This window comes from Streptomyces sp. NPDC000134 (assembly GCF_042899225.1).
Taxonomy (GTDB): Bacteria; Actinomycetota; Actinomycetes; order Streptomycetales; family Streptomycetaceae; genus Streptomyces.
Genome location: NZ_JBIAZN010000013.1, coordinates 79,169 through 104,298 on the forward strand (window position 1 = coordinate 79,169; position 25,130 = coordinate 104,298).

At 73.2% G+C, this 25,130-nt stretch carries 19 protein-coding genes; 14 read left to right on the forward strand and 5 right to left on the reverse strand.

The features are described 5' to 3' along the window. Entirely contained in the window at positions 1 to 1,533 is a 1,533-nt protein-coding gene (locus tag ACFY32_RS20740) for an MFS transporter (protein WP_390674923.1), read from the reverse strand. Positions 1,534 to 1,629: 96 nt separating this feature from the next. On the opposite strand from ACFY32_RS20740, the gene ACFY32_RS20745 reads away from it, so the two are divergent. Further along, the gene (locus ACFY32_RS20745) at positions 1,630 to 2,214 is read left to right on the forward strand and encodes a TetR/AcrR family transcriptional regulator (protein ID WP_359193690.1); all 585 of its coding nucleotides are present in this window, start codon (positions 1,630 to 1,632) and stop codon (positions 2,212 to 2,214) included. Here the strand turns inward: ACFY32_RS20745 and ACFY32_RS20750 are convergent. Beyond that, positions 2,156 to 3,484, reverse strand: coding sequence for a PucR family transcriptional regulator (locus ACFY32_RS20750; RefSeq protein WP_390674924.1), 1,329 nt, complete (start codon positions 3,482 to 3,484; stop codon positions 2,156 to 2,158). The two genes, ACFY32_RS20745 and ACFY32_RS20750, sit on opposite strands and share 59 nt — an antisense overlap. 132 nt (positions 3,485 to 3,616) lie before the next feature. On the opposite strand from ACFY32_RS20750, the gene ACFY32_RS20755 reads away from it, so the two are divergent. From ACFY32_RS20755 to cimA, 10 genes are all read left to right on the forward strand, one after another. Further along, on the forward strand, positions 3,617 to 4,543 hold the full coding sequence (locus ACFY32_RS20755) for a proline dehydrogenase family protein (RefSeq protein ID WP_359193684.1): 927 nt from the start codon (positions 3,617 to 3,619) through the stop codon (positions 4,541 to 4,543). A gap of 136 nt (positions 4,544 to 4,679) precedes the next feature. Then, the gene (pruA, locus tag ACFY32_RS20760) at positions 4,680 to 6,311 is read left to right on the forward strand and encodes an L-glutamate gamma-semialdehyde dehydrogenase (RefSeq protein ID WP_390674925.1); all 1,632 of its coding nucleotides are present in this window, start codon (positions 4,680 to 4,682) and stop codon (positions 6,309 to 6,311) included. A gap of 306 nt (positions 6,312 to 6,617) precedes the next feature. Continuing rightward, positions 6,618 to 6,749: a hypothetical protein gene (locus ACFY32_RS20765; protein ID WP_359193679.1), complete on the forward strand. Its 132-nt coding sequence runs from the start codon at positions 6,618 to 6,620 to the stop codon at positions 6,747 to 6,749. Positions 6,750 to 6,941: 192 nt separating this feature from the next. Then, positions 6,942 to 7,985 carry a 3-isopropylmalate dehydrogenase gene (locus tag ACFY32_RS20770; RefSeq protein WP_390674926.1) on the forward strand — a complete coding sequence of 348 codons (1,044 nt, stop codon included), beginning with the start codon at positions 6,942 to 6,944 and terminating at the stop codon, positions 7,983 to 7,985. Between the two features lie 239 nt (positions 7,986 to 8,224). After that, a complete protein-coding gene (locus ACFY32_RS20775) occupies positions 8,225 to 9,313 on the forward strand; it encodes a branched-chain amino acid aminotransferase (RefSeq protein WP_390674927.1) in 1,089 nt (362 codons plus the stop codon). Positions 9,314 to 9,484: 171 nt separating this feature from the next. Continuing rightward, the gene (gene ureA / locus ACFY32_RS20780; RefSeq protein ID WP_390674928.1) at positions 9,485 to 10,204 is read left to right on the forward strand and encodes an urease subunit gamma; all 720 of its coding nucleotides are present in this window, start codon (positions 9,485 to 9,487) and stop codon (positions 10,202 to 10,204) included. Further along, positions 10,201 to 11,910 (forward strand): urease subunit alpha, encoded by a 1,710-nt coding sequence (locus ACFY32_RS20785; RefSeq protein WP_359193667.1) that lies wholly within the window; start codon positions 10,201 to 10,203, stop codon positions 11,908 to 11,910. The genes ureA and ACFY32_RS20785 overlap by 4 nt, the downstream gene beginning before the upstream one ends. Positions 11,911 to 11,921: 11 nt before the next feature. Beyond that, complete coding sequence (locus ACFY32_RS20790; RefSeq protein ID WP_390674929.1) at positions 11,922 to 12,956, forward strand: agmatine/peptidylarginine deiminase; 1,035 nt, start codon at positions 11,922 to 11,924, stop codon at positions 12,954 to 12,956. Positions 12,957 to 12,972: 16 nt separating this feature from the next. Continuing rightward, on the forward strand, positions 12,973 to 13,584 hold the full coding sequence (locus ACFY32_RS20795) for a TetR/AcrR family transcriptional regulator (protein WP_359193661.1): 612 nt from the start codon (positions 12,973 to 12,975) through the stop codon (positions 13,582 to 13,584). A gap of 282 nt (positions 13,585 to 13,866) precedes the next feature. After that, positions 13,867 to 15,471 (forward strand): citramalate synthase, encoded by a 1,605-nt coding sequence (cimA, locus tag ACFY32_RS20800; protein WP_359193658.1) that lies wholly within the window; start codon positions 13,867 to 13,869, stop codon positions 15,469 to 15,471. Here the strand turns inward: cimA and ACFY32_RS20805 are convergent. Further along, positions 15,455 to 17,332 carry a ricin-type beta-trefoil lectin domain protein gene (locus tag ACFY32_RS20805; RefSeq protein ID WP_390674930.1) on the reverse strand — a complete coding sequence of 626 codons (1,878 nt, stop codon included), beginning with the start codon at positions 17,330 to 17,332 and terminating at the stop codon, positions 15,455 to 15,457. The two genes, cimA and ACFY32_RS20805, sit on opposite strands and share 17 nt — an antisense overlap. A gap of 227 nt (positions 17,333 to 17,559) precedes the next feature. Between ACFY32_RS20805 and ACFY32_RS20810 the strand changes: the two genes are divergently transcribed. Both ACFY32_RS20810 and ACFY32_RS20815 read left to right on the forward strand, forming a co-directional pair. Then, a complete protein-coding gene (locus ACFY32_RS20810; RefSeq protein WP_390674931.1) occupies positions 17,560 to 20,577 on the forward strand; it encodes a glycoside hydrolase family 3 N-terminal domain-containing protein in 3,018 nt (1,005 codons plus the stop codon). A 180-nt stretch (positions 20,578 to 20,757) separates the two neighbouring features. After that, positions 20,758 to 22,110 carry a hypothetical protein gene (locus tag ACFY32_RS20815; protein WP_359193650.1) on the forward strand — a complete coding sequence of 451 codons (1,353 nt, stop codon included), beginning with the start codon at positions 20,758 to 20,760 and terminating at the stop codon, positions 22,108 to 22,110. A 26-nt stretch (positions 22,111 to 22,136) separates the two neighbouring features. Here the strand turns inward: ACFY32_RS20815 and ACFY32_RS20820 are convergent, their stop codons facing one another. Beyond that, the gene (locus ACFY32_RS20820) at positions 22,137 to 23,315 is read right to left on the reverse strand and encodes a Cmx/CmrA family chloramphenicol efflux MFS transporter (RefSeq protein WP_359193647.1); all 1,179 of its coding nucleotides are present in this window, start codon (positions 23,313 to 23,315) and stop codon (positions 22,137 to 22,139) included. Positions 23,316 to 23,492: 177 nt separating this feature from the next. Then, positions 23,493 to 24,425: a DMT family transporter gene (locus tag ACFY32_RS20825; protein WP_390674932.1), complete on the reverse strand. Its 933-nt coding sequence runs from the start codon at positions 24,423 to 24,425 to the stop codon at positions 23,493 to 23,495. An 89-nt stretch (positions 24,426 to 24,514) separates the two neighbouring features. On the opposite strand from ACFY32_RS20825, the gene ACFY32_RS20830 reads away from it, so the two are divergent. After that, the gene (locus tag ACFY32_RS20830; RefSeq protein ID WP_390674933.1) at positions 24,515 to 25,126 is read left to right on the forward strand and encodes a TetR/AcrR family transcriptional regulator; all 612 of its coding nucleotides are present in this window, start codon (positions 24,515 to 24,517) and stop codon (positions 25,124 to 25,126) included. Positions 25,127 to 25,130: the final 4 nt, after the last annotated feature.

A 25,130-nucleotide genomic window follows, 5' to 3' on the forward strand; every position in this document is an offset into this window, starting at 1 on the left:
TCAACCGCCGGACGGGCTGAACTCCTCAGCCCGTCCGGCGGTTTCCCGTACCCGCGCGCCGCGCAGCGTCCGGGCCGCCGGGACCGCCGCCGCCAGCAGCACCAGTGCCCCCGCGACCGCCGCGCCCCGCATCCCGTCGGTGAACGCCTCCCGTGCCGCCGCCGCCAGGGCGCGGCCCGCGGACCCCGGCAGTTCCCGGGCGACGGCCAGCGCGCCGCCCAGCGTCTCCCGGGCCGCGTCCGGCGCCGACACCGGCATCGTGCGGTGGTAGACGGCCGTACCGACCGAGCCCAGCACCGCCATGCTCAGCGCGCCGCCGAACTCGGTGCCGGTCTCCATCAGCGAGGACGCCGCGCCCGCCCGCTCCACCGGGGCCGCACCCAGCGCCAGATCGGTGAGCTGGGACATCACCGCGACGATGCCGCCCGCCATCACCCCGCACGCGGCCAGCACCAGCCACAGCGAGTCGGTGCCGGCGCCGGTCAGCAGCGCGTAACCGCCCGCCGCGACCGCGAAGCCGCCCGCCACCACGTGCGCCCGCGGCACGCCCCGGTGGACCAGTCGCATGGCGAGCGGGGCGGCGAAGCCGATCAGCACCGACGGCAGCAGCGCCCACAGGGCGGCCTCCAGCGCGCTCTTGTCCAGGACGGACTGGAGGTACTGGGTGGTGAAGTAGGTGGAGCCCATCAGTCCGAAGGCCGACACCAGGTTGAGGACGACGGCCGGGGTGAAGCCGCGGCCGCGGAACAGCGCCGGCGGGATCAGCGGGTGGGCGGCGGTGCGCTGGCGGTGCGCGAACAGCGCCGCGAACAGCAGGCCGACGGTCACCGCCAGCACGTACCGGACGTGCCAGCCCTGCGACGGGATCTCCTTCAGGCCGTAGACCACGGGCAGGACCGCCGCCATCGACAGCGGCACGCTCGGCAGGTCGAAGCGGCCGGTTGCCGGACTTCTCGACTCCGGCAGCAGCACCGGGCCGAGGACCAGCAGCAGGACCATCGCGGGCAGGTTGACCAGGAAGACCGAACCCCACCAGAAGTACTCCACCAGGACGCCGCTCAGCACCGAGCCGAGCGCGATGCCCGCGGTCATCACGCCGGACCACACGCCGATGGCCCGTGCGCGCTGGGCGGGGTCGGTGAACACCGTGCGGACCAGGGCCATCGTCGAGGGCATCAGGGTCGCGCCGCCGACGCCGAGCATCGCGCGGGCGGCGATGAGGGTCCCGGCGCTGTCCGCGTACGCGGCGGCCAGGGAGGCCGCGCCGAAGGCGGCGGCGCCGCACAGCAGCAGCCTGCGGCGGCCGATCCGGTCGCCGAGCGCGCCCATCGTCATCAGCAGTCCGGCCAGGACGAAGCCGTAGATGTCGAAGATCCACAACTGCTGGGTGCCGGTCGGCTCCAGGTCGGCGCCGATCGCCGGGATCGCGAAGTACAGGACCGAGACGTCCATGGAGACCAGCAGCAGCGGAAGCATCAGCACGGCCAGCGCCGTCCACTCACGGCGCCCGGCACGGGGCGGGTGTGTTGTCATGCGAGGGACTGTACGGCCGTCTTATACGTCTGTCTAGAACGCATGTATAGAACGGACGTATAAGACGCTCGTACACGGCCCGGGTACGCTGAGCCCATGGGACACCGTGAGGATCTGCTCGAAGGCGCCAAGCGCTGCCTGCTCGCCAAGGGGTTCGTGCGTACGACGGCCCGCGACATCGTCAAGGAGTCGGGGACCAACCTGGCGTCCATCGGCTACCACTACGGTTCGAAGGACGCGCTGCTCGCGCAGGCGTACGTGGCCATGGTGGAGAACATGTCCGAGTCGTTCGACGGCGGGATCGAGGGCGAGCCCGGTTCGCTGGAGCGGTTCGCCTCGGTGTGGTCGAGGATCATCGGCACCATGCGGGACCCGGGGTCGATGTGGCGGCTGAGCATGGAGATCGTGGCCATGGGCGACCGGCTGCCCGAGGTCCGCGACCACTTGGCCGCCGCCCAGCGGGAGGGGTCGCGCGGCTTCGTCGCGATGTTCACGGGCATGCCCGAGGAGGAGGTCACCGAGGAGGCCGTGGACACGCTCGGCGTCTTCTACACGACCCTGATGATGGGGCTGATGGCCCAGTGGACCTTCGACGCGAAGACGGCTCCGGAGGCGGCCCAGCTCACCGAGGGGCTGCGGCGGGTGATCCGGGGGGCCGGGGCCGCAGGCGGTGCGCCTTGAGGGCCATGTGGAGCAGGAGGCGGTCCTCGCCGTCGTCCAGGTCGAGGCCGGTGAGCTGTTCGACGCGGGCGAGGCGGTAGTACAGGGTCTGGCGGTGGACACCGAGGGCCGCCGCCGTGCGGCCCGCCTGGCCGGCGTGGTCGAGGTAGACCTCGGCGGTGCGGGCCAGGTCGCGGTGGGCGGGGGAGAGCAGGGACCGTACGGCGGGGTCGTGCGCGGCCTCCGCGGCCTCCGGGGGCAGCGCGGTCAGCAGCCGGTACGGGCCGATCGACGCCCACTGGGCCACCGGGCCGAACCGGGTCTCCGCGAGCGCCGCCCGCGCCGCGGCGGACGCCTCCCGCCAGGCCGCCCCCAGCTCCACCAGCCCGGTCCGCGCGGAGGCGATCCCGGCGGCGGTCCCGGCCGCGGTGGTGGACGGCCCGGTCGCGGTGGTGGACGGCCCGGCCGCGGGGGTGGGCCCGGCCGCGGGGGTGCCGCCCGTCGTGCCGGTGAGGCCGGCCGCCCGTTCCAGCAGCCGGGACGCCGCCGTGAGCGCGGGGGCCGGGGTGTCCGTGGAGCGCAGGCGGATCAGCAGGGCCAGGGCGTGGGCCGCGGGGCCCCAGGGCACCGTGCACAGCGCCGTCGCCCCCTGCACCGCGCGGACCGACGGCGCGTCGTCGGGGTCGGCGGAGGGCCAGGGGGCGACGCAGACCAGGGTGTGCGGGACGTCGGCGCGGGGGCCGAGGGCGCCGCGCAGTTCGCTGACGGCCAGGTCCCGCTGCCAGGTGTCCCCGGCGGTCAGCACGGCCCGCAGCTCGCGGCTGAGGTCGGCGCCGTGCTGGGCCTCGTCGGCCAGCAGGGCGCCGATCCTGCCGCTGACGTCCATGGCCGCCGCGAGCTGCCGCCCGGTGGGGCCGGGGTCGGTGTCGAGCAGCCAGACATAGCCGAGGACGACCCCCCGGTGCCGTACCGGCAGGCAGATCCGGCCCCGGTGGACGCCCGCCTCCGGGGTGGGCGGGATGCGGACCGGGCCGGTCGCCCGGGTGATGCCGAAGCCCTCGAACCAGGCGCGGACCGCCGGTGTGGAGCGCCGGGTCAGGATCGAGCGGGCCCGGACCGGGTCCAGCGCCGACGGATCGAGGTCGCCCTCGCTGTCGTACGCGCCGAAGGCGATCAGCTCGAAGTCGCGGTTCTCCAGGGTCGCGGGGGCGCCCAGCAGCTCCGAGATCTCGTCGACCAGCTCCTGGTAGTCACCCCTGAAATCCGACGTCACCCGGACATTCTCGCGCACGGTCCGCCGGTCTTCATACATCTGTCTGAGATCCGCGGCACGGATGCGTGACAGGTGTCGATGGCCGAGGATCGGAGCAGTCCCTAGGTTTCACGGTGGCAGAGCCTGGTTTTTTGCAAGTGGAGGTGCCCCGTGCTGGGTCCCGTGATTCTCGCCGCGTCGCGCAGCGACCGGATGCGACGTCTGGTCTCGGCGGCTCCCGTGACCAAGCAGGTCGTGGACCGCTTCATCCCCGGTGAGAACGTCGACGAGATCGTCCCCATCGTCCGCGATCTCACCGACCGGGGCCTGGAGCTGACGATGGACGTCGTCGGCGAGGACATCACCACCCCCGAGCAGGCCGGGGCCGCCCGCGACGCCTACCTGGAGCTGATCGACCGGCTGCGGCCCCTCGACCTCGGCACACGGGCGGAGATGTCCGTGAAGCTGTCGATGTTCGGCCAGGCGCTGGACGGCGGCCACGAACTGGCCCTGAAGAACGTCCGCCCGGTCGTCGAGGCCGCCGCCGCCATCGGCACCACGGTCACCCTGGACGCCGAGGACCACACCACCCTCGACTCGATGTTCGCCATCCACGAGGAACTGCGGAAGGACTTCCCGGGGACCGGCTGCGTGATCCAGGCGTACCTGTTCCGCACCGAGGCCGACGCGCGCCGCCTCGCCGCCGCCGGCAGCCGAGTACGGTTGGTGAAGGGCGCCTACAAGGAGCCCGCCGAAGTCGCGTACCAGCAGAAGCACGAGATCGACAAGGCGTACGTCCGCATCCTGAAGACGCTGATGGAGGGCGACGGCTACCCGATGATCGGGTCGCACGACCCGCGCCTGATCAGCATCGCCCAGGACCTCGCCCACCGCGCCGGACGCAAGCTCGACGAGTACGAGTTCCAGATGCTGTACGGCATCCGCGGCGAGGAGCACCTGCGGCTGGCCGCGGAGGGCCACCGCATGCGCGTCTACACCGCCTACGGCACCGACTGGTACGGCTACTTCATGCGCCGTCTGGCGGAGAAGCCGGCCAACCTCCGGTTCTTCGCGCGGAGTGTGATCGGCCATGGCTGATCCGGCCGAGCTGTGCCGCGGCTACTGCCGGGGGTCCGGGGGTCGTCCCCCGGGACAGCACAGCGCGCGCTCGATGGTCACCAAGGGCTGAGCCGCCCGCTCGCTACACCGCTCACATCAAGGAGTTACGGAACCCATGGACGCTGTGACCCAGGTCCCCACCCCCGTCAACGAGCCGGTGCACGGCTACGCCCCCGGTTCCCCGGAGCGCACGCGCCTGGAGGAGAAGCTCCGGCACCTCGCCGAGAACCCCGTCGATCTGCCCTGCACCATCGGCGGCGAGAAGCGGATGGGCGGCGGTGAGCGCTTCGACGTCGTGCAGCCGCACAACCACAAGGCCCGCCTGGGCACGTACGCCAACGCCACCCGGCAGGACGCCCGGGACGCCATCGACGCCGCCCTCGCCGCGGCCCCCGCCTGGCGCGCGATGTCCTTCGACGACCGCGCGGCGATCATCCTGCGCGCCGCCGAGCTGCTGTCCGGCCCCTGGCGCGAGACGCTGGTCGCCTCCACCATGCTCGGCCAGTCCAAGACCGCCCAGCAGGCCGAGATCGACACCCCCTGCGAGCTGGTCGACTTCTGGCGGTTCAACGTCTCCTACGCCCGGCAGATCCTCGCCGAGCAGCCCCCGGCCAACGCCCCGGGCGTCTGGAACCGGCTGGACCACCGTCCGCTGGAGGGCTTCGTCTACGCGATCACGCCGTTCAACTTCACGGCCATCGCCGCCAACCTGCCCACCGCCCCGGCCCTGATGGGCAACGTCGTGGTCTGGAAGCCGTCCCCGACCCAGACCCACGCCGCCGTGCTGATGATGGAGCTGCTGGAGGAGGCGGGGCTGCCCAAGGGCGTCATCAACCTCGTCACCGGCGACGGCCTGGAGGTCTCCGAGGTCGCCCTGACCCACCGCGACCTGGCCGGCATCCACTTCACCGGCTCGACCAAGACCTTCCAGCACCTGTGGAAGACGGTCGGCAACAACATCGAGAAGTACCGCACCTACCCGCGCCTGGTCGGCGAGACCGGCGGCAAGGACTTCCTGGTCGCCCACCCGTCGGCCGACCGCGCGGTGCTCAAGACGGCGCTGACCCGCGGTGCCTTCGAGTACCAGGGCCAGAAGTGCTCGGCGACCTCCCGCGCGTACATCCCGGCGTCCATCTGGAACGACGGCTTCAAGGAGGAGTTCGCGGCCGAGATCGACGGCATCGCCATGGGTGACGTCACCGACCTGTCGAACTTCATCGGCGCCGTGATCGACGAGCGCGCCTTCGCCAAGAACAAGGCCGCCATCGACCGCGCCGCGGCCGACCCGGCCTGCACGGTCGTGGCCGGCGGCTCCTACGACGACTCGGTCGGCTACTTCGTCCGCCCGACCGTCATCGAGTGCACCGACCCGGAGAACGAGGTCTTCACCACCGAGTACTTCGGCCCGATCCTCGCCGTGCACGTCTACCAGGACGACAAGTACGACGAGATGCTGACCCAGATGGAGTCCGTGTCGGACTACGCGCTCACCGGGTCGGTCATCGCGAACGACCGCGCGGCGGCGGCGTACACGATGGAGAAGCTGCGCTACGCGGCCGGCAACTTCTACATCAACGACAAGTCCACCGGTGCCGTCGTCGGCCAGCAGCCCTTCGGCGGCGGCCGGGCCTCCGGCACCAACGACAAGGCCGGCGCCCCGCAGAACCTGATGCGCTGGACCCTGACCCGCGCCATCAAGGAGACGCTGGTCCCGCCGACCGAGTACGGCTACCCGCACATGGGCTGACGCCCACCCCGAACCGGACGGGCCAGGTCTCCCCCCGACCTGGCCCGTCCGCCTTTTCCCGGTTCTCGCAGGTCGGAGGGGTGTGACCGGGGTCGCCGTCTCAGATAGTAGGAAGTCCGAGTAATTGTGGAGACACGGGCGCGCTCCTGGCTTAGCTTTGTAGGAGCCGAACGTCTCGCAGCATCCAGCGAACGGCGTGGTGAGCCCGGCCCGCGCAGGTGACCCCTGCGGCCTGTCGCTCCCCGCCCATTCCGGCGTCTCGCATTCCGCTTCCGAGCTCCCGTGTGCCGAAGGAGTCGATTCCCCATGGCCGAGACGACCGACCGCCGCCGCGTCCGTCACCTCTCCCGTACCAGCGACGCCGACCGCAAGAACGCCGCCGCCGCCCTCCAGCGCGCCCTGGACCGCCGGGACAACGGCGGCGCCACCGGCCACTGAGCCGCAACCGCTCCCGGCCGGACGCGCCCCGCCGAGCGCCGGCGCGCACGGCGCACCCGCCTCAGTCCGGATGCGCCGGGCGCGCGTCGCGGGGCGCGGCCCGGCCCGGACGCGCACCCGCCGACAGGCACGTGCAGTCCGCATGGCGGACGGCGTGTGTCATTCCATGGGACGGGGAGTAGGGTGCCGGGCATGTCTCGCAGCATCGATCTCGCAGTCATTCCCGGCGACGGCATCGGCCAGGAGGTCGTGGCCGAAGGCCTGAAGGTCCTCTCCGCCGTCCTCCCGCAGGATGTGAAGCTGGAGACCGAGGAGTACGACTTCGGCGCCCGGCGCTACCACGCGACCGGTGAGACCCTCACCGACGCCGACCTCGACGCCCTCAAGCGGCACGACGCCATCCTGCTCGGCGCCATCGGCGACCCGTCGGTGCCCTCCGGCGTCCTGGAGCGCGGCTTCCTGCTCAAGCTCCGCTTCGCCTTCGACCACCACGTCAACCTGCGGCCCAGCAAGCTGCTGCCCGGCGTGGCCACGCCGCTGAAGGGCGAGCCGGTCATCGACTTCGTCGTGGTCCGCGAGGGCACCGAGGGCCCGTACACCGGCAACGGCGGCACGATCCGCAAGGGCACGCCGCACGAGGTCGCCACCGAGGTCTCCGTCAACACCGCCTTCGGTGTCGAGCGCGTGGTCCGCGACGCCTTCGCCCGCGCCCAGGCCCGCCCCCGCAAGAAGCTCGCGCTGATCCACAAGAACAACGTGCTGACCTTCGCGGGCCACCTGTGGACCGACGTCTTCAACAAGGTGGCCGAGGAGTACCCCGAGGTCACCACCGAGTACATGCACGTCGACGCGGCCACCATCTACCTGGTCACCCAGCCCGAGCGGTTCGACGTCATCGTCACCGACAACCTCTTCGGCGACATCATCACCGACCTCGCCGCGGCCGTCTCCGGCGGCATCGGCGTCGCCGCAAGCGGGAACATCAACCCGTCCGGCGAGTACCCCTCGATGTTCGAGCCGGTGCACGGTTCCGCGCCCGACATCGCCGGCCAGGGCAAGGCGGACCCCAGCGCCACCGTGCTCTCCGTCGCCCTGCTGCTGCGCCACCTCGGCCACGAGGCCGAGGCGACCCGGATCGAGGAGGCGGTCGCCGCCGACCTCGCCGAGCGCGTCGGCGGGCCCGCCCGCTCCACCTCCGAGATCGGCGACGCCCTCGCCGTACGCGTAGCCGGCTGATCCGTCGGTTCCGCTGCGCAGCCGCCGGGTCACCACACCCGGCGGCTTCCGCATGTCCCCGCCGGGTGCGACCATCTTCCACTGAGCCGCATTCACGCCGATTTCTTCCGCGTGCTCCCCTTGCGATAATCGGACGCGGAGCCGCGGGACGAGGGAATGCTCGGACGTCCTGGCACTGGCCACTGGCAGTACTGGCGTGAGCGCGGCCCGTCACTACAACCGGTGAAGGACACCCACTCATGACGACGCCCACGATCGAGCTCAAGCCGTCCGCCCTCCCGCTCGCCACCGCCGAGCGGGAGGCGATCCTGGCCAATCCCGGGTTCGGCCGCCACTTCACCGACCACATGGTGACGATCAGGTGGACCGAGGGCCGCGGCTGGCACGACGGCCAGCTCGTCCCGTACGCCCCGCTCTCCCTCGACCCGGCCACCATGGTCCTGCACTACGCGCAGGAGATCTTCGAGGGGCTGAAGGCGTACCGGCGCCCCGACGGGTCCGTCGCCACCTTCCGCCCGGAGAAGAACGCCGAGCGCTTCCAGGCGTCCGCCCGGCGGCTGGGGATGCCGGAGCTGCCGGTGGAGACCTTCCTGGAGGCGTGCGACGCGCTGGTCCGGCAGGACCAGGCATGGGTCCCGGCGCACGGCGGCGAGGAGTCCCTCTACCTGCGCCCCTTCATGTTCGCCAGCGAGGTGGGGCTCGGCGTGAAGCCCGCCAACGAATACCTCTTCCTGGTCATCGCCTCCCCGGCCGGCGCCTACTTCCCCGGCGGGGTGAAGCCGGTCTCCATCTGGGTCTCCGAGGACCGGGTCCGCGCCGTCCCCGGCGGCATGGGCGACGCCAAGACCGGCGGCAACTACGCCGCGTCGCTGCTGGCCCAGGCCGAGGCCGCCGCCAAGGGCTGCGACCAGGTCTGTTACCTCGACGCGATCGAGCGCACCTGGGTGGAGGAGCTGGGCGGCATGAACCTGTGCTTCGTGTACGGCGACCGGATCGTGACGCCCGCGCTGACCGGGTCCATCCTGGAGGGCGTCACCCGCGACTCCCTGCTCACCGTCGCCCGTGACCTCGGGTACCGGGCCGAGGAGGGCCGGATCTCGGTCGACCAGTGGCAGCGCGACGCGGAGAACGGCACCCTCACCGAGGTCTTCGCCTGCGGCACCGCCGCCGTGATCACCCCGGTCGGCACCGTCAAGCGGGCCGGCGGCGAGTGGCAGCAGGGCGGCGGCGAGCCCGGCGAGGTCACCATGAGGCTGCGCCGCGCGCTGCTCGACATCCAGCGCGGCACCGCCGAGGACACCCACGGCTGGATGCGCACGCTGGCCTGAGCCGCGGTTCCCGGGGCGCCGGCCTGAGCCACGCACCGTCGGGCCGCCCGGACGACTCGTCCGGGCGGCCCGACGCCTTTTTGGAGCGCCGCTCGACCTCTCCGAAGGGAGATATTGGCCTACACGTATCCTCCGTTTAGAGTGCTGCTCTAACGAAGGAGGTGTCCCGTCGTGCGTCTGACCCCCACGGAACGCGACCGGCTGCTGCTGTTCTCGGCCGCCGAACTCGCCCGGACCCGCCGGGCGCGCGGCGTCCGGCTCAATGTGCCGGAGGCGACCGCGCTGATCGCCGACACGGTCTGCGAGGCGGCCCGCGACGGCGCCCGGCTCGCCGAGGCGATCGAGCGCGCCCGCTCGGTGCTCGGCCCCGACGACGTGCTGCCCGGCGTGCCGGACGTGGTCACCGAGGTGCACGTGGAGGCGGTCTTCGACGACGGGTCCCGGCTCGCGGTCGTCACCGACCCGATCGGCCGGGGGTCCCCCGGTGAGGCGGGGGGAGGGCTGGGCGAGCGGGCGCCGGGCGCCCTGCTGCCGGGCCCGGCCCACCCCGAGCCCGCGGCGGCGGTCCGGCTGCCGGTCACCAACACCGCGACCGTGCCCGTATCGGTCACCTCCCACTTCCACTTCTTCGAGGCCAACCCGCGCCTCGACTTCGACCGCGAGCGCGCCTACGGGATGCGCCTGGCCGTCCCCGCCGGTTCCTCGGTGCGCTTCGGCCCCGGCGAGAGCACCGAGGTCGGGCTGGTGGCGATCGGCGGCGAGCGGATCGCGATCGGCTTCGCCGGCCTGGTCGACGGGCCGCTGGACGCGCCGGGCGCCCGGGACGAGGCCCTGCGCCGGGCCGCCGCCTGCGGCTATCTGGGCGTGCGGGGCGCGGAGGCCGGCCGATGAGCCGCCCCGGCGGACACCCCGCCGAGACCCGGCACCTGACCCCCCGGGAGTACGCCGCCACCCACGGCCCCCGGGCCGGCGACCGCCTCCGCCTGGGCGACTCGGGGCTGGTGATCCGCGTCGAGTCCGACTCCCAGCGGTACGGCGACGAGTTCCTGGCCGGGTTCGGCAAGACCGCCCGCGACGGACTGCACCTGAAGGCCGCCGCCGTCCGCGACACCTGCGACGTGGTGATCAGCAACGTCGTGGTGATCGACGCGGTGCTCGGCGTGCGCAAGGTGTCCATCGGCATCCGCGAGGGCCGCATCCACGCCATCGGCCGGGCCGGGAACCCCGACACCCTCGACGGCGTCGACGTGGTGGTCGGCACCGGCACGTCCATCGTCTCCGGCGAGGGCCTCATCGCCACCGCCGGGGCCGTCGACACCCACGTCCATCTGCTGTCCCCGCGGATCATGGAGGCGTCCCTGGCCTCCGGCGTGACGACCGTCATCGGGCAGGAGTTCGGGCCGGTGTGGGGCGTCGGGGTCAACTCGCCCTGGGCGCTCAGGCACGCCTTCGACGCGTTCGACGCCTGGCCGGTCAACATCGGCTTCCTCGGCCGGGGCTCGTCCTCGGACCCGGCCCCGCTGATCGAGGCGCTCGCCGAGGGCGGCGCGTCCGGGTTCAAGGTGCACGAGGACATGGGCGCCCACACCCGGGCCCTGGACACCGCGCTGCGCGTCGCCGAGGAACACGACGTCCAGGTCGCCCTGCACAGCGACGGCCTCAACGAGTGCCTCTCCGTGGAGGACACCCTCCGGGTGCTGGAGGGCCGCACCATCCACGCCTTCCACATCGAGGGCTGCGGCGGCGGACACGTCCCGAACGTGCTGAAGATGGCCGGGGTGGCCAACGTCATCGGCTCCTCCACCAACCCCACCCTGCCCTTCGGCCGGGACGCCGTCGCCGAGCACTACGGCATGATCGTCTCCGTCCACGACCTCAAACCGGACCTGCCCGGCGACGCCGCGATGGCCCGCGACCGCATCCGCGCCTCCACGATGGGCGCCGAGGACGTGCTGCACGACCTGGGCGCGATCGGCATCACCTCCTCCGACGCGCAGGGCATGGGCCGGGCCGGCGAGACCGTCCGCCGCACCTTCGCGCTGGCCGGGAAGATGAAGGACCGGTTCGGCGCCCCCGAGGACCACGACAACGAGCGCGTGCTGCGCTACATCGCCAAGCTCACCATCAACCCGGCCATCGCCCACGGCCTCGCCCACGAGGTCGGCTCGATCGAGGTCGGCAAGCTCGCCGACATCGTGCTGTGGCGGCCCGAGTACTTCGGCGCCAAACCGCAGCTCGTCCTCAAGTCCGGCTTCCCCGCGTACGGCGTCACCGGCGACCCCAACGCGGCCACCGACACCTGCGAACCCCTCGTGCTCGGCCCGCAGTTCGGCGCCCACGGCGCGACCCCGGCCGAGATATCGGTGGCCTTCGTGGCACGGGCCGCCCTCGACCAGGGCCGGGACCGGATGCCGACCCGCCGGCGCCGGGTCGCGGTGCGCGGCACCCGGGGCATCGGCCCGGCCGACCTGCTGCGCAACTCCCGTACCGGCGCGGTCGACGTGGACCAGCGCACCGGACTGGTCACCCTGGACGGCGAACCGGTCCGCTGCGGACCGGCCGAGTCCGTCTCCCTCAACCGTCTCTACTTCCTGTGAAGGTGCCCGCCATGACCCCCGCCGCCGACGGCTTCCGCATGCCCCCCGAGTGGGCCCCGCACGAACGCACCTGGATGGCGTGGCCCGGCCCCAACCCCACCTTCGACGACCCCGGCGAACTGGCCGCCGCCCGCCGCGCCTGGGCCTCCGTCGCCCGCGCGGTGCGCCGCTTCGAACCGGTGACGGTGGTGTGCGGACCGGGCCGGTCGCGCGAGGCGCGGGAACTGCTCGGCGACGGGATCGACACCGTCGAGCGGGACCTGGACGACGCCTGGATGCGGGACATCGGCCCCACCTTCCTGACCGACGGCACCGAGCTGGCCGCCGTGGACTGGACGTTCAACGGCTGGGGCGCGCAGGAGTGGGCCCGCTGGGAGCACGACGCCGAGATCGCCCGCGAGGTCGCCGGCCTCGCCGGGGCCCGTACGTACGCCTCGGAGCTGGTCAACGAGGGCGGCGGCATCCACGTCGACGGCGAGGGCACCGTCCTGCTCACCGAGACCGTGCAGCTCGGCCCCGAGCGCAACCCGGGCTGGACCAAGGCCCGGGTCGAGGCCGAGATCCACGCCCACCTCGGCACCCGCAAGGCGATCTGGCTGCCGCGCGGACTGACCGCCGACTACCCGCCGCACGGGTACGGCACCCTCGGCCACGTCGACATCGTCGCCGCCTTCGCGGGCCCCGGCGTGGTCGTCGCCCACCACCAGCCCGACCCGGCCCACCCCGACCACGAGGTCACCCGCGAGGCCATCGGCGTCCTCAGGTCCGCCACCGACGCCCGGGGCCGCCGCCTGGAGGTGGTCGAGGTCGCCGCGCCCACCGTCCTGGAGACCGACGGGCACTGGGCCGACTACTCCTACATCAACCACTACGTCTGCAACGGCGGCGTGGTCCTGTGCGCCTTCGACGACCCCCGCGACGACCTCGCGGCCGAGGTCTTCCGCCGCCTGTACCCGGGGCGCGCGGTCACCCCGGTCGACGCGCGTACGATCTTCGCGGGCGGCGGCGGCATCCACTGCATCACGCAGCAGCAGCCGAAGATCTAGCAGCCGGGAGCAGTCGATGGCCGGTGGTGGGCGCAGGCAGGCACCGCCGCGGGAGGACCTTCTCGCGGCCGCCATGGCGATGATCGCCGAACGCGGACTGGAGCGGCTCACCATGGCCGCGCTCGGCCGCGAGGTCGGCATGAGCAGCGGCCACCTCCTGTACTACTTCCGCACCAAGGACGAATTGCTGCTGCAGACCCTGGAGTGGAGCGAGGGCCGCCTCGGCGCCGAGCGCGGCCGGCTCCTCACCCGGCCCGGCGCCGTCCGCGAGCGCCTCGACGCGTATGTGGAGCTGTACGTCCCCGACGGCCACCGCGACCCGCACTGGACGCTCTGGCTGGAGGTGTGGAACCGGTCGCAGAACGCCCCCGACGACGCCCGCGACCGGCAGGCCGCCATCGAGGGCGCCTGGCACCGCGACCTGACCGCCCTGCTGGCCGAGGGCGTCTCGCGCGGGGAGTTCCGCGCCGTCGACCCCGACCGGTTCGCCACCAGGCTGCGCGCCCTCCTCGACGGCTTCGCCATCCATGTGGCGATCGGCCTGCGCGGCACCGGCCGGCGGCACGTCCTGACCCACGTACGGGAGTTCCTGGACGAACACCTGACCCAGCGGCCGACCGCATCGTGAGACAGGCCCTGGACAGCGCGGGTAACTGTGGTTGACTGCCGACGTGCTCTCGTTCGCCATGATTATTGGCAGCAGGCGCGCCGGTCCGCAGTGACCGCCACGTACGACCAGGTACGGGCGGACACCGTCGTCCTCGACCCGCGCGCAGACCTCTCGCACCCGCGAGGGGTTTTTCGTTTTCCCGGCCCACCGCAAGCCGGGGACGGAGCGCGAGGGATCATAGGAGGACGGTGGAGCCGGTCATTCCGGTAGACCGAGATCCCTACAGGAGCCTTGAAGATCATGACCGCACCCAGCGAGCTCGACGATTCCTTCCACGTCTTCGACACCACCCTGCGCGACGGCGCGCAGCGCGAGGGCATCAGCCTCACCGTCGCGGACAAGCTGGCCATCGCACGGCACCTGGACGACTTCGGCGTGGGCTTCATCGAGGGCGGCTGGCCCGGCGCCAACCCGCGGGACACCGAGTTCTTCGCCCGCGCCCGGGACGAGATCGACTTCAAGCACGCCCAACTGGTCGCCTTCGGCGCCACCCGCCGCGCCGGCGCCAAGGCCGCCGAGGACCCGCAGGTCAGGGCACTCCTCGACTCCGGAGCCGAGGTGATCACGCTGGTCGCCAAGTCCCACGACCGGCACGTCGAGCTGGCCCTGCGCACCACCCTCGACGAAAACCTGGAGATGGTCCGCGACACCGTCTCCCACCTGCGTGCCCAGGGCCGCCGGGTGTTCGTCGACTGCGAGCACTTCTTCGACGGCTACCGCGCCAACCCCGAGTACGCCAAGGCCGTCGTCCGCGCCGCCGCCGAGGCCGGCGCCGACGTGGTGGTGCTGTGCGACACCAACGGCGGCATGCTCCCCGCGCAGATCCAGGCCGTGGTCGCCACCGTGCTCGCCGACACCGGCGCCCGGCTCGGCATCCACGCCCAGGACGACACCGGCTGCGCGGTCGCCAACACCCTCGCCGCCGTCGACGCGGGCGCCACCCACGTGCAGTGCACGGCCAACGGCTACGGCGAGCGGGTCGGCAACGCCAACCTCTTCCCGGTCGTCGCCGCCCTGGAACTGAAGTACGGCAAGACGGTCCTGCCCGAGGGCCGGCTCAGCGAGATGACGCGGATCTCGCACGCCATCGCCGAGGTCGTCAACCTCACCCCCTCCACCCACCAGCCCTACGTCGGCGTCTCCGCCTTCGCGCACAAGGCCGGGCTGCACGCCTCCGCCATCAAGGTCGACCCCGACCTGTACCAGCACATCGACCCCGAGCGCGTCGGCAACACCATGCGGATGCTGGTCTCCGACATGGCCGGCCGCGCCTCCATCGAGCTGAAGGGCAAGGAACTCGGCATCGACCTCGGCGGCGACCGCGAACTGGTCGGCCGGGTGGTGGAGCGGGTCAAGGAACGCGAACTCAAGGGCTACACCTACGAGGCCGCCGACGCCTCCTTCGAACTGCTGCTGCGCACCGAGGCCGAGGGCGGCCCGCTGACGTACTTCACCGTGGAGTCCTGGCGGGCCATCGTCGAGGACCGCCCCGACGGCACCCACGCCAACGAGGCCACCGTCAAGCTCTGGGCCAAGGGCGAGCGCATCGTCGCCACCGCCGAGGGCAACGGCCCGGTCAACGCGCTCGACCGGGCCCTGCGCGTCGGTCTGGAGCAGATCTACCCGCAGCTCGCCAAGCTCGACCTGGTCGACTACAAGGTCCGCATCCTGGAGGGCAAGCACGGCACCAGCTCCACCACCCGCGTCCTGATCTCCACCTCCGACGGCTCGGGGGAGTGGTCGACGGTGGGTGTCGCCGAGAACGTGATCGCCGCCTCCTGGCAGGCCCTGGAGGACGCCTACACCTACGGCCTGCTGCGGGCCGGGGTCACCCCCGCCGAGTGAGCTGACCCAGCCTCCACTTCTGGTTGGCGGCGCCCGTACAGGACCAGATCTGCGCGCGGGCGCCGTTGGCGGAGGAGTTGTCGGTGACGTCCAGGCACTTGTCCGCGGCGAGGTTCACCACGTCGCCGGTGGCGGCGTTGTACGACCACGCCTGCGCCCCGGTGCCGTTGCAGGTGTACAACTGGACCTTCGCCCCGTCGGCGGTGGACCCGGACGTCACGTCCAGGCACTTGCCGAGCGCCCGCACCGTACCGTCCGCCGCGACGGTCCAGGACTGGGCCGCCGAGCCGTTGCAGTCGTAGAGCTGGACGGCGGTGCCGTCGGCGCTCGCGCCGCCCGCCACGTCCAGGCACTTGCCGGCCAGGCCGGTGAACGCGCCGGTGCGGGCCCCGCCGCCGGACGGGGAGCCCGACCAGGTGAAGGTGGCCGACGTCCGGCCGGGCAGCGTGTAGGTGGCGTGCTGCCCGCCCCAGTCGACGGTGACCGTCCGCGCGGCGGACGCCCCGTTGTACGCGATCAGCGCCTTGGAGCCGTCGGGGTTGCGCCAGGCCACGTTCGGCACGGCCGAGGAGGCGGTGGAGGCGATGCGCTGGGCGCCCGGCCGGACGAACTTCGTCAGATGGCCCATCGTGTAGTACTCGACGGTGTAGTCGACCTGTCCGTGCCTGGAGTCGCCGTTGTGCACGGTGATCAGCCCGTCGCAGGTGCCGCAGCCGCCGTTGTGCGGGCCCCGGTTCTGGTCCACCGCCAGGGACCACTTGGTCACCGACTTCGCCCAGTTCCGGGTGTAGTCGATGATGTTCATCATGTCCTCGCGCTGCTGGTCGGCGATCCAGGTGCCGCCCGAGTGCTCGGTGCCGAAGGCGTCCAGTTGCGGGTACCGGTCGTGCACCGCCGTCTGCTCGGCCACGTCACCGCCGTAGCCGTGCCAGGCGATGCCGCCGAAGTTGGGGTGGGCGCGCACCGCGGGGTCGTCCACGGTCGGGGCGGCGTAGGCGTCGTAGGTGTCCCAGTTCCAGTCGTGCGCCAGCACCTTCGTGGCCAGGCCGGCCGACCGGAGCCTGGGCAGCAGCTCGTTCTTGGTGAAGTAGGCCAGCCCCGAGGCGTTCCAGCTCATCGACGGATAGCCCGAGCAGCAGGTCGGCTCGTTCTGCGCGGTGACGTAGGAGACCGGGATGCCCTGGGCGCGGTAGCCCTGGAGGTACTTCACGAAGTAGTCGGCGTAGGTGCCGTAGTACTCCGCCTTCAGCCAGCCGCCGTCGAGCCGCCCGCTGTCCTTCATCCAGGCGGGCGCGGTCCACGGCGAGGCCATCACCGTCAGGGCCGGGTTGAGCTGGAGCGCCTGCCGGGTCAGCGGCACGACGTCCTGGAGGTCGTGGGCGAGGGTGAACTCCGAGAGGTCGGGGTCGGTCTGCCCGGCCGGCACGTCGTCGTAGGTGTAGCCGAAGCGGGCCAGGTCGGAGGCGCCCATCGGGTTGCGCAGGAAGGACAGCCCGATGCCCTCGGTCGGCGAGAACAGCTTGCGCATGGCCGCGTCCCGGGCGCTCTGGCCGAGCGCGCCGCTGCCGTCCATCAGCCAGGCGGCGGTGTCGGTGAAGGAGGCGCCGCCGCCGGTGAAGGTCTGGTAGCGGGTGTCCTCGTCGACGGTGATGTTCTCCCCGCCGCCGCCGGTGCCGGCCTGGAAGGCGAACGGGGCCTGCTGCTCCAGGCCGCGCGTGACATGGCGTCCGCCGCTGTCGTCGGTGGTGGTCAGCCAGACCGTGACCGGCTCGCCGGCGGCCTCGGCCGGGGCCGGGGACACGGCGGTGAACGCCGCGGTGGTGAGCGTCGCGGCCAGCCGCAGCCGCAGGGTTCTCCTCATGGAGCGCCGCCCTTCGAGGTGTGGGGGACAGGGGCGTGCGAGCCGTGAGTAAAGGACGTCTTCGTGTACGCGTCAAGAGGGTCCGCGTTCACTTCCCGAAAAGAAGACCGGGTGAATCCGGCCGTGTACCGGTTATGGCGTGAAGTCTTGACGGCCGGGGGCGCCGCCAGTTAACTCACGCCGTGATCTAAGCCGTGAGTTCGCTGCCGAGAGTCTAGGGACCTTTCATGCGAAGAACCGCCCTGCTCGCCTGTGCCGCCCTCCTCACCGGGCTCCTCCCGCTGACCGCGGCCGGCGCCGCCGCGGCGGACGACCCCGCCCCGGTCCCCGTCGACCGCTTCGAGGGCGAGGTGCCCTTCGCCGCACCCCCTGCCGAGGGCATCTTCACCTGGGGCGGCGGCCGTGACGACCCGCCCGGCCTGCGACTGGCCGAGCGCGCGGACGCCCCCGAGGGCGGCAAGGTCCTGGCCGGCACCTACGACATCAGCGGCTACGGCGGCTTCACCCACGACTTCGGCACCGCGCGGCCGGCCCGCGACTGGTCCGCCCACCGGGGCGTCCGCTTCTGGTGGGAGGGCCACGGCAGCGGCAAGCGCGTCGATTTCGAGATCAAGGACGGCGGCAGCGGCGGCGAGGCGTCGGAACTGTGGACGACCTCCTTCACCGATGACTTCACTGGCTGGAAACAGATCGAACTCCCCTTCGCCGACTTCACCTATCGCACGGACTACCAGCCCGTCGGCGGCATCGACCACCTCCTCGGCCTCACCGGCATGTGGGGCTACGCCGTCACGCTGCCCGCCGGCGTCCGCGGCGAGTTCGCCATGGACGCCGTCGAGCTGTACGGCCGCACCGACCAGTCGCTGCGCGCCGCCGTCACCACCGGCGCCGCCGTCCACCCGGTGACCGAGGGCGCCTCCGCGACCGTGGACCTCACCGTCACCACCACCGGCGCCGCCCCGCTGGCCGAGCCGGTCACGGTCGCCTACCGGACCGCCGGCGGCAGCGCCGAGCCCGGCGCGGACTACACGCCGGTGAGCGGCACGGTCACCTTCCCCGCCGGGACCGCCTCCGGCGCCACCCGCACGGTGCGGGTCACCACCCGCGAGGACCGGGCCGCCGAGTCCGCCGAGACCATCCCGCTGGAACTCACCGTCACCGGCGCCAAGCCCCCCGCCGAGCACCCGGTCGTCGTGGTGGACGCCCACGGCCTGCCCTACCTCGACGCCCGCCTGCCGGTGAAGAAGCGCGTCGCCGACCTGCTCTCCCGGATGTCCCTCCGGGAGAAGGCCGGGCAGATGACCCAGGCCGAGCGCGGCGCCATGACCGCCCCCGGCGACATCGCCGCCTACGGCCTCGGCTCGCTGCTCTCCGGCGGCGGCTCCACCCCGACGCCCAACACGGCCGAAGCCTGGGCCGAGATGATCGACGGCTTCCAACTGCGGGCGCAGGCCACCCGCTTCCAGATTCCGCTGATCTACGGCGTCGACGCGGTGCACGGCCACAACAACCTGGCCGGCGCCACCGTCCTGCCGCACAACATCGGACTCGGCGCCACCCGCGACCCGGCGCTCGTCGGGCGCACCGGCGCCGTCACCGCCGCCGAGACCCGCGCCACCGGCGTCCCCTGGACCTTCGCGCCCTGCCTGTGCGTCGCCCGCGACGAACGCTGGGGCCGCACCTACGAGTCCTTCGGCGAGGACCCCGCACTGGTGAAGTCCCTGGAGACGGTGATCCAGGGCCTCCAGGGCCGCGCCGACGGCCGCGACCTCGGCCGCTCCGACAAGGTCCTGGCCACCGCCAAGCACTACGTCGGCGACGGCGGCACCACCTACGGCTCCTCCACCACCGGCGACTACACCATCGACCAGGGCGTCACCGAGGTCACCCGCCAGGAACTCGAGGCCGTCCACCTCTCGCCGTACGCGGACGCCGTGGACCGGGGCGTCGGCACGGTCATGCCCTCGTACTCCTCGCTCGACATCGCCGGCGACGGCCGGGGACCGGTGAAGATGCACGCCCGCGCCGACATGATAAACGGCGTGCTCAAGGGCAGGCTCGGCTTCGACGGGTTCGTCATCAGCGACTGGAACGCGATCGACCAGCTCCCCGGCGACTACGCCGCCCAGGTCCGCACGGCCGTCGGCGCCGGACTCGACATGATGATGGTGCCGTACACCTACAAGGAGTTCAGCGGCACCCTCGCCGACGAGGCGCGGGCCGGGCGGATCGACCAGCGGCGGATCGACGACGCCGTCGCCCGCATCCTCACCCAGAAGTTCCGGCTCGGCCTGTTCGAACGGCCCTGGGCCGACACCCGCGGCATCGAGCGGATCGGCTCCGCCGCGCACCGCGCCGTGGCCCGCCAGGCGGTCGCCGAGTCACAGGTCCTGCTGAAGAACACCGGCGGCCTGCTCCCGCTGAAGAAGAACCAGAAGGTGTACGTCGCCGGGTCCGACGCCGACGACATCGGCGACCAGTCCGGCGGCTGGACCGTCACCTGGCAGGGCTCCTCCGGCGACATCACCCCCGGCACCACGATCCTGGAGGGCCTGCGCGAGGCGGGCGGCTCCCTCACCTACAGCGAGGACGCCTCCGCGCCGCTCACCGGCCATGACGTCGGCGTGGTCGTCGTCGGCGAGACGCCCTACGCCGAGGGGGTCGGCGATGTGGGCAACGGCCACGACCTGGAGCTGTCCGCCGCCGACCGGGCGGCGGTGGACGCGGTGTGCGGTGCCATGAAGTGCGTGGTGCTGGTCGTCGCCGGGCGCCCCCAGCTCATCGGTGACCGGCTCGGTGACATCGACGCCCTGGTGGCGTCCTGGCTGCCGGGCACCGAGGGCGGCGGCGTGGCCGACGTCCTCTACGGCAGGCGGCCGTTCACCGGGCAGCTCCCGGTGACCTGGCCGAGGTCCGAGGCGCAACTGCCGATCAACGTCGGGGACCGGGAGTACGACCCGCAGTTCCCCTACGGCTGGGGCCTGACCACCCGTACCGACGTGCCCGGGGGCGGCGAGGCCACGCTCACCGCGCTGGCGCGCGCCGCGAAGGCGGCCGAGCGGGCGGGCGCCGACGCCAAGGGCCGAGCCCTGGTCACCCGGGCCCGGCTGCTGGTCCAGCGGAAGGCGGGCGACGGGATCACCGGGGCGGTGGCGAAACCCTTCGCCGACGCCGACCACCTGGCGCTGACCGGCGCGTACGCGGCGGCGATCGGGAAACTGCGGCAGGCGTACCGGGCCGCGTGAGACACCGGCGGCCCGAGGCGCGGGCGGCCCGGGACACCGGCGGCCCGAGGTACGGGCGGCCCGGGGCACGGGCGGTCTGAGCCGTCGCCCGTTCCGCAGCGGTCCCGGGGGCACGAGTGTCCCCGGGACCGATGTGGCGACCGATGTGGTTTATGCCCGGGTGCGGGTACTTGCGTAGGTATGAGGGCCGCACCCGTGCGTCTGTTCGTACGTCTCCTGATCGTGCCGGTCGTCGCCGCGCTGGCGGCACTGCTGGCCGCCGCGCCCGGCGTCCGGGCGGACACCGACCTGTCCCGGGTCGCCGAGGCCCTGCGCGAGAGCCCCGTCTACGTCGACCCGGCCGCCTCCGACCTGCTGTCCAAGGCGGACGCCCAGGCACTCGCCGACAAGATCGAGGACGCGGACAAACCCGTCTTCGTGGCGGTGCTCCCCGAGGGCTATCCGACCACCGACATCTTCCAGAACCTGCGGACCGAGACCGGCGTCACCGGCCTGTACGGCATCCGGCTCGGCGACCGCTTCGACGCCCGCGCCGACAGCAGCGTGCTGAGCCCCCAGGGCGTGTCCAACCTGGTCACCGCCGTGCAGGGCACCGGCGACCCCAAGGCCCAGCTCAACGACTTCGTCGACGACGCGCTGCGCGGCATCGGCGGCTCGGCGCCGAACAGTTGGGACGGCGGCGGGGGCACCGACGTCTCCGTCACCGGCCTGGCCGCCACCGGCGCGGTGCTGGCGGCCGGCGGGATCGGCGCCTACGCGCTGGTCCGGCGCAACCGGCGGCGCCGGGAGGAGGAGCAGCGGGCCGCGCTGGAGAAACTGCGGGTGGTGGTCGACGAGGACATCACCGCGTTCGGCGAGGAACTCGACCGGCTCGAATTCCACCCGGCGGAACCCGGCGCCGACGACGCGATGCGCGCCGACTACGCGCACGCGCTGGACACCTACGAGCAGGCCAAGACCTACATGGCCGAGGCGCGCCGGCCCGAGGACGTGCGGGGCGTCACCCAGGCCCTGGAGGACGGCCGCTTCTCGCTGGCCCGGCTCGCCGCCCGGCGTGCGGGCCGGCCGCTGCCCGAACGCCGGCCGCCCTGCTTCTTCGACCCCCGGCACGGCCCCTCGGTCGCCGACGTCACCTGGACGCCGCCGGGCGGCGCCACCCGCCAGGTGCCGGTCTGCGCCGCCGACCGGACCCGGCTCGACGACGGCCTCGACCCGATGATCCGCCAGGTCGACACCGACTACGGCCGCCGCCCCTACTGGGACGCGGGCCCGGCCTACGGCCCCTGGGCGGGCGGTTACTTCGGCGGCGGCATCCTCCCCGGCCTGCTGGTCGGCACGGTCCTCGGCAGCATGATGGCCGGCCCCGCCTACGGAGCCGGCTACGGCGCCGGATACGGCGACTTCGGCGGCGGCTTCGAGGGCGGCGACGTCTCCGGCGCGGACTTCGACCCCGGCGACTTCGACGGCGGCTTCGGCGGCGGGGACTTCGGCGGTGGCGGCGGTGGCGGGAACGACTTCGGCGGAGGGTTCTGAGGGCGTCGTCCCCGCCCGGCGCGCGGTCAGCTCCGCGCGCCGGCCCGCACCCTCCCGCCCCCGGCCCGCACCCGCGCGGCCACCAGCCCCGTCCCCCCGAGTGCCACCGCGACCAGCGCCGCGCTGACCCAGACCGGCCCCCGGTAGCCCAGCCCCGCGCCGATCGCCGTGCCGCCGGCCCACGGGCCGAGCGCCGCGCCGACGTTGAACGCCGCCGTCGCGAAGCCGCCCGCCAGGTTGGGTGCCGTCGGGGCCGCGTACAGGGCCTGGGAGATCAGGGTGGAGCCGACGCCGAAGGAGAGCGCGCCCAGCACGAAGACCAGGCCGAGGGCGAGCGCGGGCACCCCGGCGACCGCCGCGAGCGCGCTCCACCCGGCGCACAGCGCGACGCCGCCCGCGACCAGCGCCGGCACCGGCCGCCGGTCGGCGAGCCGCCCGCCGACGCTCACGCCGACGAACGAGCCCGCCCCGAACAGCGCCAGCACCCCCGGCACCCACCCGCGGGACAGCCCGCCGACCTCGGTGACCAGCGGCGCGAGATAGGTGAACGTGCAGAAGGTCGCCCCGTTGACCAGCGCGCCCAGCGCCAGCACCGCCCGGAGCCGGGGGCGGCGCAGGGCCCGCAGCTCGCCCCGCAGCCCGGCGGCCGGGGCGTCGGCGGCGCCGCCCGGCACCGACCGCGCCACCGCCACCAGCGCGGGCACCGACAGCAGCGCGACCGCCCAGAACGCCGACCGCCACCCCCAGAGCTGCCCGAGCAGCGCTCCGGCGGGCACCCCGGCGACACAGGCCAGGGTGACCCCGCCGAGCAGCACGGACGTGGCCCGGCCCTTGGCGTCCGGCGGGACCAGCCCGGCGGCGGTCACCAGGGCGACGGCGAGGAAACCGGCGTTGGCCAGCGCCCCGGCCACCCGGCTGGCCAGCAGGACGGCGAAACTGCCGGTGACCGCGCCGACGACATGCACGGCGAGGAAGGCCAGCAGGAACCCGAGCAGCGCGCCCCGCCGGGGCCACCGCCGGGCGAGCCCGGCCACCAGGGGCGCCCCGACGGCCATCCCCACCGCGAAGGCGGAGGTCAGCCGGCCGGCGGCCGGGACGGACACCCCCAGGTCGCGGGCGATGTCCGGGACCAGCCCGGACAGCATGAACTCGGACGTTCCCTGGGCGAAGACGGCCAGGCCCAGCAGAAGAAGAGCGAACGGCATGAGAGGAACTCCGCACTCCGAAGTCGACGTCGGACACGACACGGCGGACGACCGTCCGGTGGCGGTGACGACACGACGGCCCGCGGGCGCGACGCGCGGCGGCGCGGTCCCTCGGTTACGGCGTCACGGGCGGCCACCGGAGAGCCGGTGGCCGGAGTCTGGACGCCTCGGGGCTGTTCACGAGGGGAGGTTAACCGGGTCCCGGCTCCCGGCTCCAGCGGTTTTCCGCCGATCCGCCGGACGCCGGGGCGGTTCGCCGCGGTGCACCACGACGACGGCGGCGAGGCAGACGGCCAGTCCGGCGGCGGTGCGGGGGCCGAACGGCTCGCCGAACATCAGAGCGCCCCAGACGGCCGTGACCGGGGCCATGAGGAACATGAGGGTGTTGACCCGGGTCACCCCCGAGCGCGCGAGGATCAGCCAGTACAGGCCGTAACCGCCGAACGTGGACAGCACCACCAGCCAGGCCACCGCGCCCCAGAACGAGGCGTCGGCCGGCGGCACGGCCGTCCCGGTGGCCGCCGCGAGCACGGTGAACAGCACGGCGCTGGTGGCGCAGTGGACGGTCATCGCCACCGCCGGGGCCGTCCGCGCGGGGGAGCGGCTCTCCAGGAAGGTGGCCGCGACCAGGCAGCACATCCCGATCGGCGGCACCAGGTAGGCCCACCGGGGCGCGCCCCCGCCCGCCCCGGCGTCGGCCAGCGTGACCAGGGCGACCCCGCCGGCGCCCAGGACCAGCCCGAGCCACTGCCGGCCCGAGACGTACCGGCCGAGCAGCGGTCCGGCGAGCGCTCCGGCGACCAGGGGCTGGACGCCGTCGATCAGGGCCGTCGTACCGCTGGAGACCCCCAACTGGATGGCGTGGTAGACGGTGAGCAGATAGCCGCTCTGCGAGAGCAGGCCGATCACCGCCTGCCGGGCCAGGGCGCGGGCGCCGACGCCCCGCCACGGCCGCCGGGCGAGCGGCGCGGCGGCCAGCAGCACGAGGGCCAGCGGCAGGAAGCGCCACATGAGCAGCGTGGTCGCGGGCGCGTCGCCCGAGCCGAGCTTGGCGCCGATGAACCCCGAACTCCAGCTCAGGACGAAGGCGGCGGAGAGGAGGGCGTTCATGGCATCCCACCGGAAGTAGACAGATCGGTTTACACGAGGGGGGTGCCCACTAAACAGATCGGTCTAACCGGCCGTTCTACGCTGGGGTCATGGATTCCACGCGCCAGCACGCACCCACGAACACCGACGGCGCCCGGCGGATCAGGCTGACGCCCGCGGCCCGGCGGGTCCTGGCCGCCGCCGAGAAGCTGTTCTACGAGCGCGGCATCCACGCCGTCGGGGTGGACCTCATCGCCGCCGAGGCGGGGGTCACCAAGAAGACGCTCTACGACCGGTTCGGCGCCAAGGAGACGATCGTCGCCGAGTACCTGGCCGCCCGCGACGAACGCTGGCGGGCCTTCCTCGCCGAGCGCCTGGAGGCGGCGGGGCCGTCGCCGCGGGCCCGGGTCCTGGCCGTCTTCGACGCCTCGCGGGCGTGGTCGGCCGAGCAGGGGGCGAAGGGGTGCGCGATGGTCAACGCGCACGCCGAGATCAGCGATCCCGCGCACCCGGCGTACGCGGTCATCACCGGGCAGAAGCGGTGGACGCTGGAGCTGTTCACGGAGCTGGCCCGCGAGATCGACGCCGGGCGGGCGCCGCGGCTCGGCCGGGCGCTGCTGCTGCTGCACGAGGGCGCGCTGGTCGCCCAGGGGATCGGCGTCCTGCCGGACGCGATCGGCGAGGCCCGCGAGGAGGCGCGGCTGCTGCTGACCGCGTCCTGAGCCT

What these genes read in the sequence shown, in the direction of transcription:
- ACFY32_RS20775 (WP_390674927.1), top strand. Translation starts at nt 8,225, where the DNA reads ATGACGACGCCCACGATCGAGCTCAAGCCGTCCGCCCTCCCGCTCGCC.
- ACFY32_RS20820 (WP_359193647.1), bottom strand. Translation starts at nt 23,315, where the DNA reads ATGCCGTTCGCTCTTCTTCTGCTGGGCCTGGCCGTCTTCGCCCAGGGA.
- ACFY32_RS20745 (WP_359193690.1), top strand. Translation starts at nt 1,630, where the DNA reads ATGGGACACCGTGAGGATCTGCTCGAAGGCGCCAAGCGCTGCCTGCTC.
- ACFY32_RS20825 (WP_390674932.1), bottom strand. Translation starts at nt 24,425, where the DNA reads ATGAACGCCCTCCTCTCCGCCGCCTTCGTCCTGAGCTGGAGTTCGGGG.
- ACFY32_RS20830 (WP_390674933.1), top strand. Translation starts at nt 24,515, where the DNA reads ATGGATTCCACGCGCCAGCACGCACCCACGAACACCGACGGCGCCCGG.
- pruA (WP_390674925.1), top strand. Translation starts at nt 4,680, where the DNA reads ATGGACGCTGTGACCCAGGTCCCCACCCCCGTCAACGAGCCGGTGCAC.
- ACFY32_RS20805 (WP_390674930.1), bottom strand. Translation starts at nt 17,332, where the DNA reads ATGAGGAGAACCCTGCGGCTGCGGCTGGCCGCGACGCTCACCACCGCG.
- ACFY32_RS20770 (WP_390674926.1), top strand. Translation starts at nt 6,942, where the DNA reads ATGTCTCGCAGCATCGATCTCGCAGTCATTCCCGGCGACGGCATCGGC.
- ACFY32_RS20810 (WP_390674931.1), top strand. Translation starts at nt 17,560, where the DNA reads ATGCGAAGAACCGCCCTGCTCGCCTGTGCCGCCCTCCTCACCGGGCTC.
- cimA (WP_359193658.1), top strand. Translation starts at nt 13,867, where the DNA reads ATGACCGCACCCAGCGAGCTCGACGATTCCTTCCACGTCTTCGACACC.
- ACFY32_RS20815 (WP_359193650.1), top strand. Translation starts at nt 20,758, where the DNA reads ATGAGGGCCGCACCCGTGCGTCTGTTCGTACGTCTCCTGATCGTGCCG.
- ACFY32_RS20795 (WP_359193661.1), top strand. Translation starts at nt 12,973, where the DNA reads ATGGCCGGTGGTGGGCGCAGGCAGGCACCGCCGCGGGAGGACCTTCTC.
- ACFY32_RS20740 (WP_390674923.1), bottom strand. Translation starts at nt 1,533, where the DNA reads ATGACAACACACCCGCCCCGTGCCGGGCGCCGTGAGTGGACGGCGCTG.
- ACFY32_RS20765 (WP_359193679.1), top strand. Translation starts at nt 6,618, where the DNA reads ATGGCCGAGACGACCGACCGCCGCCGCGTCCGTCACCTCTCCCGTACC.
- ACFY32_RS20790 (WP_390674929.1), top strand. Translation starts at nt 11,922, where the DNA reads ATGACCCCCGCCGCCGACGGCTTCCGCATGCCCCCCGAGTGGGCCCCG.
- ACFY32_RS20785 (WP_359193667.1), top strand. Translation starts at nt 10,201, where the DNA reads ATGAGCCGCCCCGGCGGACACCCCGCCGAGACCCGGCACCTGACCCCC.